General features: G+C 48.6%; 15 protein-coding genes. All 15 read right to left on the reverse strand.

The window, feature by feature from the left end; all coding sequences use genetic code 11:
- Positions 1-63: 63 nt before the first annotated feature.
- The 15 genes from ACZ5ZZ_RS17740 to ACZ5ZZ_RS17810 all read right to left on the reverse strand — a co-directional run bounded on the left by ACZ5ZZ_RS17740 (position 64) and on the right by ACZ5ZZ_RS17810 (position 17,916).
- Positions 64-2,964, reverse strand: a complete 2,901-nt coding sequence (locus ACZ5ZZ_RS17740; protein WP_464142715.1) for a hypothetical protein — start codon at positions 2,962-2,964, stop codon at positions 64-66.
- Positions 2,964-3,746 carry a hypothetical protein gene (locus ACZ5ZZ_RS17745; protein ID WP_464142719.1) on the reverse strand — a complete coding sequence of 261 codons (783 nt, stop codon included), beginning with the start codon at positions 3,744-3,746 and terminating at the stop codon, positions 2,964-2,966. Before ACZ5ZZ_RS17745 ends, ACZ5ZZ_RS17740 begins: the two co-directional genes overlap by 1 nt.
- Positions 3,743-3,991, reverse strand: a complete 249-nt coding sequence (locus tag ACZ5ZZ_RS17750; RefSeq protein WP_464142723.1) for a hypothetical protein — start codon at positions 3,989-3,991, stop codon at positions 3,743-3,745. Before ACZ5ZZ_RS17750 ends, ACZ5ZZ_RS17745 begins: the two co-directional genes overlap by 4 nt.
- 98 nt (positions 3,992-4,089) lie before the next feature.
- A complete protein-coding gene (locus ACZ5ZZ_RS17755) occupies positions 4,090-4,473 on the reverse strand; it encodes a hypothetical protein (protein WP_464142727.1) in 384 nt (127 codons plus the stop codon).
- A complete protein-coding gene (locus ACZ5ZZ_RS17760; RefSeq protein WP_464142730.1) occupies positions 4,430-6,919 on the reverse strand; it encodes a hypothetical protein in 2,490 nt (829 codons plus the stop codon). The genes ACZ5ZZ_RS17755 and ACZ5ZZ_RS17760 overlap by 44 nt, the downstream gene beginning before the upstream one ends.
- Positions 6,920-6,998: 79 nt before the next feature.
- Positions 6,999-7,526, reverse strand: coding sequence for a hypothetical protein (locus ACZ5ZZ_RS17765; protein WP_464142832.1), 528 nt, complete (start codon positions 7,524-7,526; stop codon positions 6,999-7,001).
- Positions 7,517-8,326, reverse strand: coding sequence for a hypothetical protein (locus ACZ5ZZ_RS17770; RefSeq protein ID WP_464142734.1), 810 nt, complete (start codon positions 8,324-8,326; stop codon positions 7,517-7,519). Before ACZ5ZZ_RS17770 ends, ACZ5ZZ_RS17765 begins: the two co-directional genes overlap by 10 nt.
- A 40-nt stretch (positions 8,327-8,366) precedes the next feature.
- A complete protein-coding gene (locus ACZ5ZZ_RS17775; RefSeq protein ID WP_464142736.1) occupies positions 8,367-9,032 on the reverse strand; it encodes a dUTP diphosphatase in 666 nt (221 codons plus the stop codon).
- 55 nt (positions 9,033-9,087) lie between these two features.
- Positions 9,088-10,227 (reverse strand): metallophosphoesterase, encoded by a 1,140-nt coding sequence (locus ACZ5ZZ_RS17780; protein ID WP_464142738.1) that lies wholly within the window; start codon positions 10,225-10,227, stop codon positions 9,088-9,090.
- Positions 10,228-10,415: 188 nt separating this feature from the next.
- A complete protein-coding gene (locus tag ACZ5ZZ_RS17785) occupies positions 10,416-12,215 on the reverse strand; it encodes a DnaB-like helicase C-terminal domain-containing protein (protein WP_464142740.1) in 1,800 nt (599 codons plus the stop codon).
- Between the two features lie 117 nt (positions 12,216-12,332).
- Positions 12,333-14,312: a TrbI/VirB10 family protein gene (locus ACZ5ZZ_RS17790; RefSeq protein WP_464142742.1), complete on the reverse strand. Its 1,980-nt coding sequence runs from the start codon at positions 14,310-14,312 to the stop codon at positions 12,333-12,335.
- A 15-nt stretch (positions 14,313-14,327) separates the two neighbouring features.
- A complete protein-coding gene (locus ACZ5ZZ_RS17795; RefSeq protein ID WP_464142744.1) occupies positions 14,328-15,800 on the reverse strand; it encodes a hypothetical protein in 1,473 nt (490 codons plus the stop codon).
- A 27-nt stretch (positions 15,801-15,827) separates the two neighbouring features.
- On the reverse strand, positions 15,828-16,487 hold the full coding sequence (locus ACZ5ZZ_RS17800; protein ID WP_464142746.1) for a hypothetical protein: 660 nt from the start codon (positions 16,485-16,487) through the stop codon (positions 15,828-15,830).
- A 3-nt stretch (positions 16,488-16,490) separates the two neighbouring features.
- Positions 16,491-16,862 carry a hypothetical protein gene (locus ACZ5ZZ_RS17805; protein WP_464142748.1) on the reverse strand — a complete coding sequence of 124 codons (372 nt, stop codon included), beginning with the start codon at positions 16,860-16,862 and terminating at the stop codon, positions 16,491-16,493.
- Between the two features lie 13 nt (positions 16,863-16,875).
- Complete coding sequence (locus ACZ5ZZ_RS17810; protein ID WP_464142750.1) at positions 16,876-17,916, reverse strand: hypothetical protein; 1,041 nt, start codon at positions 17,914-17,916, stop codon at positions 16,876-16,878.
- Between the last annotated feature and the right edge of the window lie 16 nt (positions 17,917-17,932).

The raw sequence follows: 17,932 nt of genomic DNA on the forward strand, positions 1-17,932 counted from the left end.
AATTATACTTACGGTATAGGTATTGGGACAAAAATAAACCCCTCTTTTCAGAGGGGTTTTTGCTTACGCAGCTCTCACCTTTCGGATCTTGTCCGCAATCACCTTCTGCCCGCAATCATCCATGTAGTCGGCAAGCCCGGTGTCTCCAATATGCTTGCCATCAGCGATGTGATAGATCGCGTCTTCCAAACTCATCTGGCGAGTGATCTTCGTGTAGTAGTCAATCATCAAGTTATCTGACTCAGATGACGAGAAAACAAAGTACTCAACCGGGTGAAGGATGTTGTTTAGAACAAAGTACCTCTGTCCCATTTTTACCAAGAATCTCGAGAACAGTGTGTTCCCGTCGCGGTCCTTGATGTTACCGACGTTATCAGGGTGCTCATACAACGCCCTGATTTTCGGAGGGAATCTTAGTCTTGAGGCAATTCTTTCAAAAATCTCCTTGTCCGGGATTCGCCCGATCACAAATGCTTGAGTGTTACCAAGAATCCCCGGCATGTGCTCAAAGTCGGTGACAAACTGGCTGATTGTCAGAGTGGCAAACCCAGATTTTCGAGCCGTACGCATGTCCTCTTCGACGAACTTTTGAGAGAACGGATCCGCCAAGAACTTGTGGCACTCGTCTCGGATGATCATTTTCACTCGGCCTTGCACGAAGTACATGTGATTTGAGAACAAGTTATTGAACAGTAGAAGGTAGATGTAACGAAGGGTCGGGTTCGAATCAACCCCCTTGAAATCCACAACAATCGTGTCGTTGTTGAGATTCACATCAAGAGGAAGATCGAACATAGGGAATGGGCCGGTGCGCGTCCACGCCTTCAATTTCAGATAAAGGACGTTGGCGTCGTTATCTCCGCCACTTGATTCGCCCAGCTTCTTCAATGTGTTGCAAAGGTCAGTCATTGTTGGGTATCGACCATCGACCATGTTGTACACGGAAAGAATCAAATCGCGAATTTGAGCCACCTCAAACGTCTGCGCGGCATCCATAGTGGTGACATCATTTGAGGCCATTGCCAGAATGATTGCCATCAACATACTAACAGCTGAGTCGGTCGGTTGAACTTCCCCCGCTTTCAGTGTAAGGATGTCTCTCCACTCCGGGTTATATTTGTGATCCATAGTGGATTCAAAAAGGTCCGCGTACTGGCGCTCAGTAAGATTATTCAAACCATCATTCAGGATGTTGAGGTAGAACTGCACGATTTTCTGACTCATCAGATCGTCGTCGCCGGGAACCCCTTTTTCCCGCAGGAATTTTGAAAGCTCCTGAACCTTCTTTGGTTTTGGAAGCGAAGTGTTCGCGTTCAAGTCAAAGAGGGGAATGCTTGGTTTTTTAGGTCGGGAAAGATTGATCAGCTCTCCACCGCTTAGCTTGATAAGTTTGGCATAGGAGCCGCGATCGCCACCCACGTCCATGATACGGATAACCGGAGGCTTCTTGTTGCGAAGGCCGGCGTACTGCATCGCCATGATGGTTTGAACGATTACGGATTTACCGGAACCGGTGTCGCCAGTGATATTCCAGTTCCAGGCAGACAGGGTGCGGTCCATAATATCAAATGGAATGATCCCACCCTGGTCATCGAAAAAATGATTTACCCCATTGTGCTCAATGTTGTTCATTGGGATGCCGAGATTCCAGAAGTACGGGATATTGCCTGCCAAAAGCACCGATGGCTTAAGAACATTGGTTCTCATCTCAGCCATTCCTGGAACCATCTTGTTGAATACGAACCACTGGGTGTAAGGCTCGGACCCCCAGGAAGACCCCCCGAACTTATCCAGGTGTTCGCGCTTTAGGGATACATCAATGACCCTCTTCCATTCGTCGAAAGATATACCTCTTTGGCGAAGCTCTCTTGCCACGCGCTCAAGTGGGACGCGCAAACAGAAGTTTACAGAGCACTCGACGGCCTTACCGCCATCAACAGCGAACTGTTCAAATGCCCCGTCGACCTTCTCGACTTCCTTCTCTACGGTTTTGTCAGGAGTTCCGGTCCCCTTGTTGTGAGCCTCGTTCATGATCTTTCTGTCGCGAAGCTTGCGACGGAACACCTTTACGGCCTCTTCGTGAGTCATGACTCGGAAGCAGACGCAGTAGATGTATTCATAAGGAATGTTAGTGAACGTTTTGACGGTATCGCCGAAAAGAACGTTCTTGGGTGGGCGGTCCAGCGTATAGACCTTGTGGTAGTAGTCGTCCAAGATGAAGTCTTGGTGGGTTTGTTCCGCGCGAGGACCAACCATAAGCTGCTGACGAACGTCGCCATCAGCCGGACTGATAACCGGGCGCTTCTCGAACTTACTTGCATTTGGGCGATAAAAGAGGCGCATTACATCGTAACAGTCGTCAGCCGAAGTCATCTTGCGCGTGCCAAATCCGATACGACCAAGCGTGATTGAGATGCCCTCAGAAATTTCATAAACCTCCTTGGATCGCTCCAGGATGTCGCCAGACTTCTTTCTGAAGGTCTCAATATCCTGTTGCTCAGCCTTACCTCTGAAAAGGTTGATGTAGCTGCGCACAGTTTCTTTGAATGAGGATTTAACGCCCGGAGCGTAGACGGAAATGAAGTACCGATTCACAAACAAGGTGTCGGATTCAGCTCGTTTTTTAACGTTCTCAATACGTACTGCCAGGTACTTTGGCAAGCCATCGGCACTAGCCTCGATCTTCATCTTGTCACGCAGGCACACGAACTGAACCGTCACATCCGTATTAGCGATCGCCTCGATGGCTGAAGAAATCGAGTTGTTGACGCTCGTGTAATCACCTTCGTCGAAGGCCGTGTCGTTTATTCCAGTGATCTCGATAATGCGAGAGATACCCCCGTCTCGGTGAGTGATAAACCACTCACCATCTTGGCGAGGAAGGGGCTGATAAAGCGAAGACGCTTCGTAGATTGCTGTTTCATCAACAGGATAGTCAGAAGGAGTTCTTGAAATCGTGTTCATTATTTATCTCCGGCCCGGTCTTGTCTGTGGTTTTCCAGATAGAAAGATGCGTTCTGATTATTTAAGATCTTTCTCTCGATTGGGGAAAGGTCTCTCTCAAAGGAGTCGATCACAAAATAGCCAGTCCGATTGTAGAAATTGCCGTCGTCATCGGTCGTTGGTGATCCGATAATGACCATGTAGATGATCTCTTTGTAGCCGTATAGGGTGTGTGGAACCTCTACTTTAGCGTGATCGTAGGTGATCTGGTATTCACCACGAACTGTCACGCGCGCAGCGCCCGCATCAGCAATTCCTTCGACAAGAATCGTGTCGATGTTGAAGATCCACCCGACGTTCTTTTCCTTTAGGAAGCGGAAGGTGTCGCTGGACAGATAGTATTGTTTCTCATTCCACTTTTTCTCCACACCCTCGGACAGCTCAATTGCTTCCCACAGATTCTTGGAAAGACCGACACTGCTGTATCGGGCTTTTCTTGTTGGTTGATGGTAGTCAACGGCGGATTGGTTTTTGGTCAGACGAACATACTTCTCAATAAAGGCCTTGATCTCGGCATCGTTCTGGACCGGATGAGCTGCGGATTGGTAGTAAGCAAACGGGAGCCCGTATGTCACTGTAGCTGGAACGCACGACACATTGTTCTTTTTTGCAAGCCACGCGTTTACTACCATCTCCCGAGAGAACATCAAAAAGGCAACCGCGATAGCTGCCAGCATGCTCCACTTGAAGAGCTTGTACTGCCTGTGGTATTTCGCCGTTTCGCCGGCCAATACGGTATTCATTTTTGCTCCTTGCTCTTTTTAAGATCACTCGACATAGTTTCGCTCGCCAGTTTCTTTTCTGCGCGCTTCTTTCTGTGGGTATAGACGAAGTACAAAACGCCGCCGATAGCGAGGCCGAGAATTGATTTTGAAGGCGAATCCAGGACGTCTTTTGCCAAGTACCCCATCAGAAGCAGAAGGTAGACGACAAGAACGACCAAAAGAGCCTTTTTTGCCAGCTTTCCATTTTTAAATTTATCAAGCATATCGGCACCTTTCCTCACACCACATAAATAGACACCGTTGTCCTTGGCGCTAACACTATAAGGATGAAGGGAGGTCTCGTAATACCTTTTAAGGTATATTAAAAGCGGCACTCGTAAATGAGTGCGGCTTTGTCGCGAGTAAAGCGGAGCTTGAAATCTTGATTGATGGGGAGGTCGTATTTGTGTCCGAGGGGGAGTATGGCGCCTTGAAGAAGGTAGCAACGATATTCACCGCACTCCAGATAGTCTTTGGATATTGCGGCAATGGCAGCCTCTGTCGCGTATAAGGCTCTGCAAATATCCTGGTCAGGCTGCAACCGACATTGGGCGGCAAGAGCGCTCCCAAGATCACTCAAAGAGGCTTCCCTGGCGCCTTGATTAGTTTGCGCCAGGGAGTAGAAGTTTAAAGTCATGAACACCAACAGCTTGAGCACGCCATTAAATAGCTCGAGCCTTAGTCGCCAGTCCTTCGGCAGTCTCATCTGAAAGAATTTGCGACGCCCCTTTTATCTTTTGTACAGACAAGGTAGAGGAGCACATGGATTGGAAAACGCCGTTGTGACTGATGATCTGAAACCCTGTGCCTGTCTCATTTGAGATTTCTCTCAATGCTTGGAGACAAAGAACCTCAGCCTCCCCATCCATGCCGGAGAACGGCTCATCCATCCACTTTGTGCGGAACTTGACCGGCATGAACATCTCAGCAATCTTGGCGATGGCTAGATTGACAGCATATTCCACCCTTCGAAGTTCTCCCCCAGATATTAGAGACTCTTCCGTTTGGATCCCGTCGCGGAAATAGTGAGTCGATATCTTGTTGGTAACGACGCCCTTTGCAGATTCTGAACTTGGTTCAAACTTGACCCTAAGGATGCCGAAATACACTTTGTCCAAAATGACGTTTGTGACCTCGTTCAGTATTCCAAGAGAGTCTTCGGTCAGGAATGATCTGATTCCTGTAGGACTGTATGCCTCAACCCAGAAGTTAACGTCAGCGAGGCTCGCCTTGGTTTCCGCAATGCGATTGTTCAGCTCCAAGACTCCATCTTTAGCTTCGCGGATCTCGACTTCCTTGGCTTCAAGAAGGTCGACATATTGGTCCTTTTCGTCCTTTAGCTCTTGGCCGAGCTTTGTCACAGAATTCAGTGCCTCTTTAAGCGCTTGAAGTGATCTGGCAGACTCCTCCACAGACCTGTTCTTCTCAATGATGGTAGACAGTTCTTTCTCAGCCTCAGTGAGCTGCGCCCGGACGACACTCTCTTCATCTCTTAACTCTTTTGTGGCCAAGGATCTAGAGGACTTTTCTTCGGCAATCTTCGCGTCAATGGCGACAATTAGACTTTCGTATCTGGAAATGGCCTCTGTCGCCTCGTTGAGAGCCTGCTTGTTTGTCTCGAGCTCACCGGCTTTTACTGACGCCTCTTCCACCTTTTTGCGGATCTGCTCTGTTGCCGCCTTGTGATCCCTTGCTTGCAATTCCTTTTGAGCAACTGCCCAAAGATCATCAATCTTTGAAATGGATTGCTTTAGTTCAGCGACGGTCTCAGTCGCCGCGTTGATACGCCCTTCAATTCTAGAGATTCTTTCTCGCTTTTCAGCAAGAGTTTGCTCGTCCCACGGGCGCTTACACGTAGGGCAGTCCATCGAGTGAACAAGGTCCTCTAGGGTTTCTCGGTCATCCTTGATGGTTTGCTCTTTTGCTGAAAGACTTTTCTCCATTTCTGAACGCTGGCTGCGCAACCCTGTCACTCGACTATCAAGGTCGGGTGCCACTTCCATCGCGTACAAAGGGTTCTCTTCGGCTTCCCTTAACTTGCTTTCGTATGGAGATAGTGTAGCGAGAGTCTTTTGCAGCTCTTTTAGCGTCGCTTCAATGGAGGCTTTTTGTGACGCGGAACCCTTAAGTCCGTTCGTCAGCTCGACTTTCTCGCGATTGAGTTCCGACTCCCGGTCCACAGAACCTTTTTCCAGGGCGGCGATTTTGGCCGCGCACGATTCAAGCTTTGCTCGAAGGCCTTCGATTTTGGCCACGGATTCAGAAGTGTCGGTCAATTTCGGAGCGCTGGCCTCAACGGCTTTGATCTTGGCGCTAAGCTCCGAATACTCAGCCCGGTATTTGGCGAGACTTTCGGCTTTCTTCTGATGGTACTCAGCCTGCTTTCTCTTTAGCTCGTTGATGTCAGATGTTGAGAGTTTCTCAATCAAGCGTTCGCGCTCTTTTACGCGCGTCTCAAGGATGGAGATTTTGTTCTCAAGGTCGGAGCGATCCTTTTTTGCTGATTCCCAGTAATCGTCATACTCACCAAGACCGATGATACGAGCCAAAACCTCTTTTTTTTCGGAGTCTTTGGCTTGCAAGAAGGGCGAACCAGCGTTCTGCTTAATGAGAGCAGCAATCTTGAAGATCTCAGGGTTTACTTTCAGCGTTTCCAGAATAAGCCTTTTCAGCTTCGTTTCGCTTTCTGCCTTAATCTGCTCTCCGTCCACCCAGAAAGCGGTAAGAGTATTGTTTCTTTTCTTGGGCAGCGCCACGGCATGGTCGTTAAAAATGGACGTGTGAGAAGGTGTGTAACCCCTCATGCGGCGAATGACGAACTTGCGAGGCCCGCAGCGCAAGCCAATTTCAACACAGTGCCCTTCACTCATACCCTTGTTGGGGCGCACTTTGTCGTACGTGATCTTATCAAGGGCGGCGTCGTTCAGCTCCTCCCCGGTAATCGCGTAGTAGACGATCTTAAAGATTCCCGACTTGCCGGCGGCGTTGGATGTTTTCCCGTCTTTGTTGTAGCCAAGGATTGCCTGAACTGAATCGGGATTGAGCTGCTTTTCAACGAGGTCCAGAAATGGGTAAGAGTATAGGTTCTCAGCGCGAACGTATTCAACAACCATCTCGTTGTGCGGCCTTTGATCTTGCTTATTTTCAGACATGGCGCCTCCAAAATATATACCTGTAATAGTATATATAAAATTACGTTGAAATACTAACTACGGTATCAAAATGATATACCTATTTGAAAAGAATATCCCTCAATCGGGCCGGGCCTTGTAAAAGCTCCACGGTGTAGACCCACTTGTTTTTATCAACCGTTTTTATGAACCCTTCCTTTTCAAGGATTTTTACATTTCGACTGACGTCCCTTTGGGAGATTCCGGTGGAGGCGCGCAAGCTAATATTTCTGTACGAAGCTTTCCCATCGACGCTCACTGTATAGAGGTACGCATAGAGCTTCAGTAGCGACGGCCTCCCCTTGAGTTTTCTGTGCTGGAAAACCTTTGTCGGGATTCGGCCCATGCTCATTTTGGTCGTGTCCTTAATGATGGTGACCTCAGAAGATTTTCCTCTTTGATAAAAAACCCACTGCTTCTTTACCAAAGACATTAGAACGCGTATCACTTTTCGCCTGGTGCTTCCGATGGACTTTGCGGCCGCATTCACATCAAAGGGAGATGGCTGGCGGCAGATCTCTATAACAACAACCAGCTCCAGCGGATCCAGTTCTCGAATGGCCCGAGAAGGGAAATTGATCACTTCCATAGCGGGTAAACCTCTTCTAAATCAGGCTCCTGGCTGGCGGGAACAATTTCGACGTTGACGTCCTTTTTTAACATTACAAGCTCAAGATTCTTATAAAACCTCTTTCTCAACTCCGCTTCCTCGGCGTCAGTCTTTATTTTGCGCTTCAAGCGAAGCTCTTCGATAAAGAGCTTCAAGAATCTCTTATCGTCCCCTTGTGAGCCACAAATAAGAACCTCATAGTGGGCTCTTCTCAAGCCCTTTACCACAGCCTTGACGTTGTCACCCTGGTCGCCGAATACGGCTTTGTAAAGAGAGATGAGTGGCGCTTTTACGTTGAATTTATTGAGCTCCCCGTTTGCCCCGAACGGTTCTCCGGTTCTTGCATTGATCAGAAGGGTGTGTGGATGAGTGGTCATAGGACCCATGTCCGAGTCGGTTGTAATGACGGCGATCTTTTTGTCGCCTTTGTTCGAATAAACCATGGTCGCAATTACGTCGTCCGCCTCCTCCGCATAAGCTCTTGCAATATAGCTCGGGAACATCCCGATAAACGGAAGATATTCAGATTTTGGGTTTATGGGGAGTTTTTGACGATTTGCCTTGTATTGAGGATCGACGGCCTTCTTGGCCAACCATTCATCATCAAGCGCAAAGATCAAACACAACTCGTGCCCGCGAAACGGCTCTAGGAAGGACGTGATCAAATCGAAGAAAAGGTCTTTTTTAGGCTTTGTGTTTTTGGAATGATAGATTCTGTATGCGACATATGAGAAATCTATCACTACCCATAATTTTGCCTCTTCTGGTGAACGAAACATTGAGCCTCCGTCTTAAGGATGAAGACGGAGGCCATACGATTTACGATATGTTTTTTGCGTAGCGCTCGGCAAGCTGGCGCTCGATTTCTGATTGGCAATCAGTTGAGCTGAAGTCTACAGAGTCGCAGATTTCTGCGAGATGCTCATTATCCTCTCTTCCATCAAACCAGATTTTGACGTAGGTCCCGAGCTTATATCCATTTGCTTGCCGAAATAAGTTCAAGACGTTCTTTTGAACGTAGAGCTCAAAGATTTCGGACAGCTCCAAGTCAAAGCTGATCATAAGCTTGCGGAAGGTGACCAGCATGGCATGAAAGTTCGACTCGAGAATGGCAGATTCTGTGGCCAGGTTCACCATTCTAACGATGGCGCGTCTGACGTCTTGAGGATCATCAGATTTCGGGAAATCCTCGGTTAGAACGTTCTCAAGGAGCTTTGCTGCACCGGGCTTTTCACCCTTTTGATCGAGTAAGATCGCTTTTGACAGCAGAAAGTGGAAGATGTCCACAAGCTCTAAACGACACTGCGGAACATCTGGTTTAAACCCCTTCCACCATTTCCACCCATAGTGATTCAGGAGTTCCATGCCCTCGTCCGCTATCGCGAGATTGAAGTTGTATCCCGCGTCCTTCCAATTAGGATTTACGACAGAATTGAGCCGATCCTGCATCTCGAGCATTGTCTGAAGTTGATCGTTTTCTTTCATTTGCCCTCACTTGTTTAGCCAGCCATAAATAGCCGGCACTCAAATAAGGATGAAGCTACGCACTCTCCTGGGGATCCGTCTCGCTCTGGAGGCTCTTTGAAGCGTACGCCAGCCCCTTGCGCACAAGGGCCTTGGCATCGACAGGCCACTTTGAGGCGTCTTTGCCGTAGAGTCTCTCACATTTGTAATTCGTGTACTTCTCCAGGATTGCTTCCGTGGATTCGGAGAGGTCAATATCAAGCCGTTTCAATGAATCCTCAGCCGTCCGAGGGATGACCCGGCCCTCCAGGTGAGGAGGCAGCGTAAGACTCTTGAGCTGGTCGCTGTTCATTGTGACTTCGTAGGCGTAATCCACGCTATCCGCGTCCTCTGGAAGCTCCTCAGGAAGACCGTCCTCAAGTTTCAGCTTCACTCTCTTGTGGAGTGTGAACGGGGTCTTGATGAATTCCTTTTCACACGTTTCCATGTTAACCACGGCAATAAACTTCTCCTGATTCGCCTCAGAGCGACTTTCAGTGTAGGAGGTGCCAAGATAGGTGACGGTCGTGTAGTCTTTTTGCCCTTCGGAGAGCTCCCTGGACTCTTTGATGGAGTCTGACCATTTGACTTTCTTTTCCTGTCTCTTATGGTAGTGGCCAGAGTTGACCTCGTAAAAGCCAGCAAACTTATTTGTGGCAGACCAGTGGCCAATCTCCTCTTTACCGGTTCCGCTCAAATCAAAGCCGTCACAATCAAAATGTCCCCAAAGGTACTTCAGGTCAGGGCACACTTCCAGGGCCTCGCCTACCAGGGCGTCAAATCTGGCCTCGTTTCTGCAAAAAGACAGAAACAAATGATCTCCCATGATTGCCTGCTCATCAACGACGTAAACGCCTGGAACGTAGGTGTATCTTTCCAGTGTATGAACAGTGTGCTCGATGCAATAGTCGTGGTTACCAACGGTCATTATGACAGGACCGATTTCCAGGAACTTTTTGAGCCATCTCGAGAAGAATGAGTACTCAGTCCCCTTGGTGTTGTTCTTTTTGTCGAAGATATCGCCAGTGATGACGATAAAGTCTACGCCGGCCCCTTTGAACTTCTCGATCATAAAGGTAAATACCTTCTCAAGGACTTCGAAATTGGAGTCGACAACGTGAAGATCTGTGATCCAGCCAGCTTTTTTTCCAAGCGTAGGAATTATTTGAACCGCCATTAAAACCTCCACAGCGTGAGTCTAGATAATATCAGAAAATCAGAGAAACGGGATATAAAACATAAACGGTATATCATTTTGAAATGGTTACATTCGCCCGCCCCAAAAAGGGAAGACCCTCTCCTATGGGGGAAGAGAGGGCCTTTATGGAGTCCTGACTGATGGGGCAGCCAGGTTATGGGTTTTTCTTAGGCCGCCAAAAGATTGAGAATCTTAGCCTCGCCAAGGGCGTAGGACATGAGCTTCTCTTCTCTCATAAGCTCTGTGAGCTTGGCCTTGTCGCCGCCGGTCTCTTTCAGATCTTTGATTTGCTCCCGTACCGCGGCCAATAGAGCTGGCGTCAGGTTCGGGTAAACGCTCTTCAAATCGGACTGGATCTTTTCGACATCGCTTCGACCCTTTTCCTTAAATCCAAGGATTGTAGCGTGCAGCGATTCCTTTTCAGCGGGGTCGATACTAGCCTCTTTTTTATCAATTGTCTCAGAAATGCGGCGAGATAGCTCAACCTCGATCTTGGCGATCACTTTCTCGATTCCGCGCTTCGTGTTCTCAATCGCCTTGATTGTCTTGATACCCTTAGCCTCAGCACTGTCGCCGTCCGCCTCCTCGAAATCCACGTTGACGTCTGGATCGAAGTAGTTTCCGGTGTTCAGTACGCAGCTTTCGTATCTTGTGTACAGACCGACAGTCTTTCCAGTTCTTCCCTGGCGCTGTTTGGCCACATGAACACGCAACATGTTGCGGTTTTTCTCATCATCGGTCCTATTGAGAGTCAAGCACGTTTCAGCTACACGGTAGATCTCGTAAGCTTCAGCGATGTCCGTTCCACGAATTAGCGGGCGGCCTCCGCCATCTTTGTTTTTCGCCTCTATCATGCGTTGCTGAGCGTCTCGCGTAGCCTGAGTGGCGGTAACTACGCTGACTTCAAACTTTTTGGCGAAGTTTCTGAACATCCTGTGAGTGATCATGTTTCGCTCACGAATATCACTTGTCTTGATACGAGTTCCGCAAACCCCGATATAGTCGATAATCAAGACATCGAAAGGGAATCTGGTGCGAACCTGCTCGCAGTAGTCCCAGAGATCCTCAGCAAAAACCGTTTTGTCTCCGAAGTTTTTAATCAGAAGATTCTTGCCGTATTGCTCGCGCGTATTTGAAATGGCCTTCAAGTCCGTGCTGTTAAGGTCCCGGTTGATGATCCGATTTGTATCAATGTCATTTAAGCTGGAGGTGTAGAGTTCAAGGGGCTCATCATTTCGTCCGTCCAGATTGAGGTGAAGGACTTTCTTGCCTCTTGTCAGGGCCGCGGTGCCGATTACGCCAATCATGAAGCGTGTTTTACCGACATTGGAGTCACCGAGAGCAAGGTGCAAACCGCCTTTTGGAAGGCCCCCGTTTAACTCCTTGTCCAGGTCTTGAATACCTGTGGGGATGCGTTCAACGACCTTTCGCGGATCGTTAAGATAGCCGACAATGCTATCCAGCGTGAGCTCAGTATCAGGCTCATCATCAATCTCAGACAAGGTCATATTGATGCGAGCAAGCTGTTTTACAGCTTCGCTCGGGGGCATCTTGTCCAAGTTGTTTTTCAATTCATGGATGCTTCCAAGAGAGAGTGCATCCTTCACATAAGTGATAAAGGTCTCTTCGTAGTAGTCTCGATCCTCGATCTGTCTATTCAAAAGAGAATCTAGGAACGAAACCAACAGCTTGCTCTCGTTCGCGAACTGAGATTCGCTGATGACAGTTTCGATGTGACCGCGTGTTGGCAGAGCCTTGTATTTGTCCATGGAATCAACGACGATACTGAAAATGTATTGAACGTGATTATTGGTAAAGATCACGGGAGTCTTCCCGTTCACGGACATTCTGGATATAAACAAGGCTTTCTGCGCAAACGACTTGTCTTGCAGCATAAGTGCAAGAACCGCCCTTTGGTAGTCATCCGAGAAATTCGGATATAGTGCTTTATCTAAAGTTTTTCCCATTACGTTAACCCCATACTTCCACAATAAGGATGAAGAGACTTCTTTGCGGGCCAGGTTTGACTTGAGCGTCTCAAAGTGAGCAAAAGAAAACGGGGGCTTGCGCCCCCGCGTTTTTACTTACTGGTCATCCGGGAAGAGAATTATCGGCGTCCCTTTCGGAGCGTGATAAATAACTGGAGCATTATTCAGGTCAGAGGCGTACATGTTAGCGATTTTCTTGGCTACGTCAGCTGCTCCGCCCATGGCGACACCCAGAAGTGCCGTGCCCAGGTTCGTGGAGTTGTTGTAACGAGCGATCTGATTCTGTTCCAGGTGCTCAATGGCCCCGCCAACAAACGACGTAACCAGGGCGGCCAGAAGCTTTCTTCCGCGGGTGTCGTACAGATTACCCTTTAAGCCGAACGAGCCATCGCCGCTGCCGACCTTCATCGTGAATTCGTACCTGGTTTTTCCGCCAACATTGGTCTTGGAGAACGTCAGGTCCATCACAGCGGTCTCTTCGTTAAACCCGCTGGTTGTACCAATCAAAACAGATCCTGCCGGGATTGCCAGCTTACCGGAGACGCAATCGTGAATATCGGAAATAGTCTTGACACGAACCTGTTGGGAATTGTTGGAGGCGACGAGAATTTCACTGTCAAGAGCAGCTGCAAATTTCTGTGTGGAGCATAGACGAAGGGTGTTTCCCTCCCCGCTGTTCATTACAAGCTTGGAGACGTCCATTTGCTCCTTGGAGTTAAAGCTCAGTCTTTTTAAGTCCAGGGACGGGCCGGCGATCAATCTGTCCAAGTTTTCCTTTGGTGGCTCAACAACCTGAGGCAGGTTGATAGCTTCGGACTTCTTCCCGCCCTTGCCACGGCTCTTGCTTCTTTCATTAGCGCCGTAGCGAAGGATCACACTGTCACTAATTTCTTCCGTGACCAGATTCATGTCTGAAAGGGCCATCTTGATCTCTTCTGCTAATTCCTTAAGGCGAGCCTGGTCTCCCTTGATGGCCTTTTCCAACTCATCAGCCTTCTTCTGCGCTTCCATTGAGCGCGATAGGGCCGCCGCCTGCTCTTCATCCAGGCGCTTACCCTGAGCCATCGCTTTGGCCGCTTCTTTGGCTTGGGCTTGGTACTCTTGCAGTTCTCGAATTGCCTCTTCGTAGGCCTGCTTTTTGTCTTTGATCTGGTCAGACAACTCTTTCATCTCAGCCATTCCGCCATCGCCAGATGTCGATCCGCCAAATGAAGGTATTGAGAAGCCCTCATCTTCCTTTTTGGTCTCTTTGGCCATTTGCTGGACTATTTCGTTGATTGCTTCTTTCTGTTCGGCTGACAGCTTTTTTCCCGAATCGGCGGCAACGATAGCTTTTTTTGTTTCAGGCTCCGAAAGGGCTTTGCTAACAACCTTTCCAACACCAGAAGCCCCGATTTTCGCAATGTCGATACCTGCTTTAGCAAGGCTTTCGGCGACGTCAGATGCCGTGGAAGGGGAGTGAGCTTTACTTACAAGCTTGGCCTCAGGAGTCTTGGCTACTTGGCCGCTCCTCCATTGGTTGCGAAGCTCTTCTCGAACACTTTCAGGGGTATTGGGGTCCACCAAGGCGCTTGCGATGGCAAGATCGTCCTGGCTGAGTTCGGCGATGTTCTCAGATACGCAAGTTCGAACGTTCGTAGTTTCTTCAAGGCTCATTTCTTCGCCATTACGAACCTTCTCCAAAAGAGCTAAGCAAGCGGCCTTGTCGAGAGCTTGACTTCGGTCAGAGAAGGAAGAGGACTCAGGTCTGACATTCCAGTGGCGATTATTGATCGTCCCGATAGGGTCAACATCGAAAATATTGTCTGACTCGATCGGACGACTCTTCATTCCATCATCAGTTCGCAACTCTTTTTCGTAGTCGTCAATGCTATTGCTGAAGAAGTTGTCGGACATGCACGAGTTCAGGATAACGCCGAGAATGAACATCCCACCAATTACCAACCCGATGACTTTGTAATGGCGTCTAGAGATTCCGCGAGGGCGCATATTGGCGTCAGTAACCATGCCAAAGGCGCCGTCACTGCTTTTTGCCAACCATTTCTTAAACGAAGCGATCCACTTGAAAAACTTCATACAATTCTCCGCCTTTTACAGTTCGAATTCACGGTCTTTGAGGTCTTTGAAGTACTCAATCAGGTCGATAATGCGGTACTCGTAGGACTTCGTTTTGTGATTTAAAACCATCAGCCAAAGGTATCTTTTTCTGAGGATGTAATCCTTATTTACGGAAACAGTGAGGTTGAACCGCTTGTACTTCTTCCCTTCTTTACTCAGATTTGTGATCACCTGGGACTGAAGGTCGAGGTAGCGCGAAGTGGTTTTAATCTGGTGTACCTGGAAGTAGTCCAATACCTTGAATTCAAAATCATCATGGGAAAGGCCGGTCTCAAGTTCCACGCCCATACTCACTACAGAGGCCCCGCCGCTGGCGACCATGTCGTACACGCTTGCGTTGAATTCGTTAGTCTCTTTGTAACCTTTTGACATCATGATGATGGTGTCTTGTGGCGTAAGGATCTCGTTGTCAGACAACTTCAACCTATCATCAAGACGGTCAGTGCGAATCATTCTGTTCTTCAGATAGACAACCTTTGGAAATCTGATCAAACCTTCAGGGCACGGCACCCCGACGAGATTTACCAAATATGCCTTGTCGTCGTCTTTTCTGATCAGGCGAAGAGCGGACTCCCACATCCCGCCGCTCGGGATTTCTTTAACCAAACGAACATAAACGCCGCGGTTGTTATCGTACTTTTCAAAACGAAAGTACTTATCATCATCCGCATTCACTCTTTGAATGTTAGATTTTATGGACTCGTCAAAATGGATTGATACGCCGTGCGCGATGCACATTTGCAAAGTCACTGCATCTTCAACTCCGACAGTGATAGAAACAATATTGGCAGAGTCGCGTTCAACATGAATACCGGGTCTCTTCAGTCCCTTACCAGTTGGTGATGGACTGTATTTGAGCTTTTTGTTGGGCTTCGCCTCTTTTTCGGCCAACTCTGTCTTAGCAACCTCCGCTTTGTCTCCGTCAACGACATGGTTTTTGGCGTACTGAGCCAATAGCTTTTTTTCAGTCTCCGAACTGATGTTTGGACGAATCGGTTTCGGTCCCTGGTCAACAGGCTCTTTTGGCGGAGCTTGGACTTCGGGTTTCACTGGATCGGTAGATGCTGCCCCAGGGCCGATCTGATTGATCACCACTGTCACAGGCTGCTTTAACTCTTCTTGGGGAGCTTCCTGCTGCTTTTGTGGAGCTTTGGTCATAAGAGGAGAGGGGGTGTTTGAGCTCTGGCTCTGAGGCGCTATAACGTCCTGGATAGCCTTTTGAGAGACTTCGTTCATGACTTGATTGGTGACCTGGGCAGCCTTGAGGGGACCAAGAGCTTTGGCCAAACGGTCCATTTCAGCCTTCTCGGCTTCACTCAACGACTTGCCAACGAGCTTCAACTCAACGTCCTTTTTGACGAGCTTGTAGTACGGCCCGCCGCCACTGCTTTGGGCTTGGGCGCATACCATAAAAAGGATAATTGCAATGATCAAACCGAGTTTCATCTGAACCTCCACATCAAGGATGAAGAACTATTTCTGTTCACTGATAAAGTCTTTGTACTCTTCAGTGTTGGAATCCGTGACGTATAAACCTTCTGGATTCGAGATGGTGACGTCACCGCTTTCGACTGTGTACTGGAGGGTTACGACCTTACGAACCTCGTCCTCAGCCATTTTCTTCACCATGTACCCGTCGATTTCAACTCTCCACTGGCTCCCCGCACTCGTTGCGCGCACCCGGATGCTCTGGGAATCCTTCGGGTAAAAGGACAGGTAAAAGCCACTGCTGATCAAATTGGCCGCCGCCTTGTCATTCTTGGAGAGCTTCTTATACAGATTGCCGAATGACCCTTTGGAGCGATTTGCAACATAGGTGTAGAATTCTTTTGCGTCCTCAGCGTTTCGCGGGAACTGATTGATCACCAGCTTGCGGATGAATCCTTTTACGTAGCGATCCTTTTCAGCAATAGAGCCTGAGCGAACAACCGGCAGCAACACCGGAGAATCCAGGTTGTATGTTTTGGGACAGATGACCACAGGGATCGTTTCGTCCTGAAGCTTATTACCAATTGAGATCAGGCAGTAAGCACCGATTACGAACATCATGGCCATAAAGCTATAAGCAAGAGCTTCTACTCGAAGCTCCCCTTCTGTCTTTTTTGCGAGACCGGTGTTTTCCAGAGTTTCCATAGATTACTCTTTCGTTTCAGTTTTTTCTGCTTTCGGTTCGACTTCCTGCTGCGCCAATTGGGCAGGAGCAGGCTGATCTTTCTTCTTTTTCACTTTGGCCGCAGCGGCTGCCCCGACGTCTTTGCCAGCGTCAACCATTGTGCCCACGACCTTTTTTGGGTCATTGGCTTTGAACAGATAAACAACAGCCAGAGCGATAAGGGCGATTGCCACAAGCGCTGACATTTGATAGGCGGCGATAGCCAGGATAAACAGAGCCACGAGCACAAAAGGGTTCTTGGTTGATCCTTTTAGCTCATTGACGTCGTCCATAGCGGCTTTGGCGCTGTTTTTCGTGATCTCTTGAAGGGCGGTTTTGGTTTCTTCTTTAAGCATAAAAGCTCCTCTTTTACTTTTCAGAATTTTGGTTTGGTTGAACAGGGCGAATTGTCATGGTGCCTGGGTCATACGGTCGAACGTCGAACGAATATCGCTCTTTAGAACATTCAATCGTAAAACCTTTGTCCAAGGCCGCGCCTTTCAAGTATCTGACTTCGCCATCAACGAGATTGTGCTCCAGAACCTTAACGCGGGCGTCAACCAGATCCACGAACAATGGAACATCGTCACCACTCTGAAGCTTCTTGATGTTGTTCTGACTGTAGTAAGACGCCGGGAAACAGGTTCCGTTGATGATGACAACTTTCCCTTTGTAGTTGAGCGTCTCCTGAGTAATTTCTGATGGAGGAACGTATTCGGTAATCACTGTTGATCTGATGTACCCAGAGCGACAATTGATCACTTTCCCGGTTCCCTTCAGGGCGCCCAGAATTACGTACGAGTCCTCGGACTCAACGCGAACATCGGTGATATCCATCACTCGGTCAGAATAGCTTTCTTCCTTGCCGGCAGCGTCAGTGCAAGTGCCTGAAAAGCGAACCATCTTATTTTTCAGCTCATCTTTGATGGACGGCTTTTCAATCTTCGGTTTAGAAGCGGCGATCGCCGGCACCGCAATTGGCTGCTCTTTCGTTTTAAGAAGATAGCTTAGCGGCAAGGGCTCGATTGAAACCTGCGAGGAGTCACAAACTACGGCCTCACGTGTTGCGCGTATCACTCCATGAACCTTGGTTCCAACAACAGCTGAAATCTTGACCTGGTCTTCCGACAGCGGATCTCTTCGGATCCCGTCTTGCTCACAAACTCCAGTGATGGTCACCGTAGCGCCGCGAAGGTCTCCGGCACGACCGAATTCTTGAAGGCGAACACCAAGCAAAACGCTGTAGTAAGTCCAAGTCGAGATAGTCGTGAACAAGAAAACGAAAAGGAACCAGAAACGGACAGTAAAGCCCAGAACCTTGATGTCCGGTATCGACTTCACTTTGGAAACGGTTTCAAGGGCAGCTCCCTGCCCTTGCTCTTTAAGTTTGTTTAACTTACCAAACTTCATAGTCACCTCAAGTCTA

Source organism: Bdellovibrio sp. HM001, from assembly GCF_055397275.1.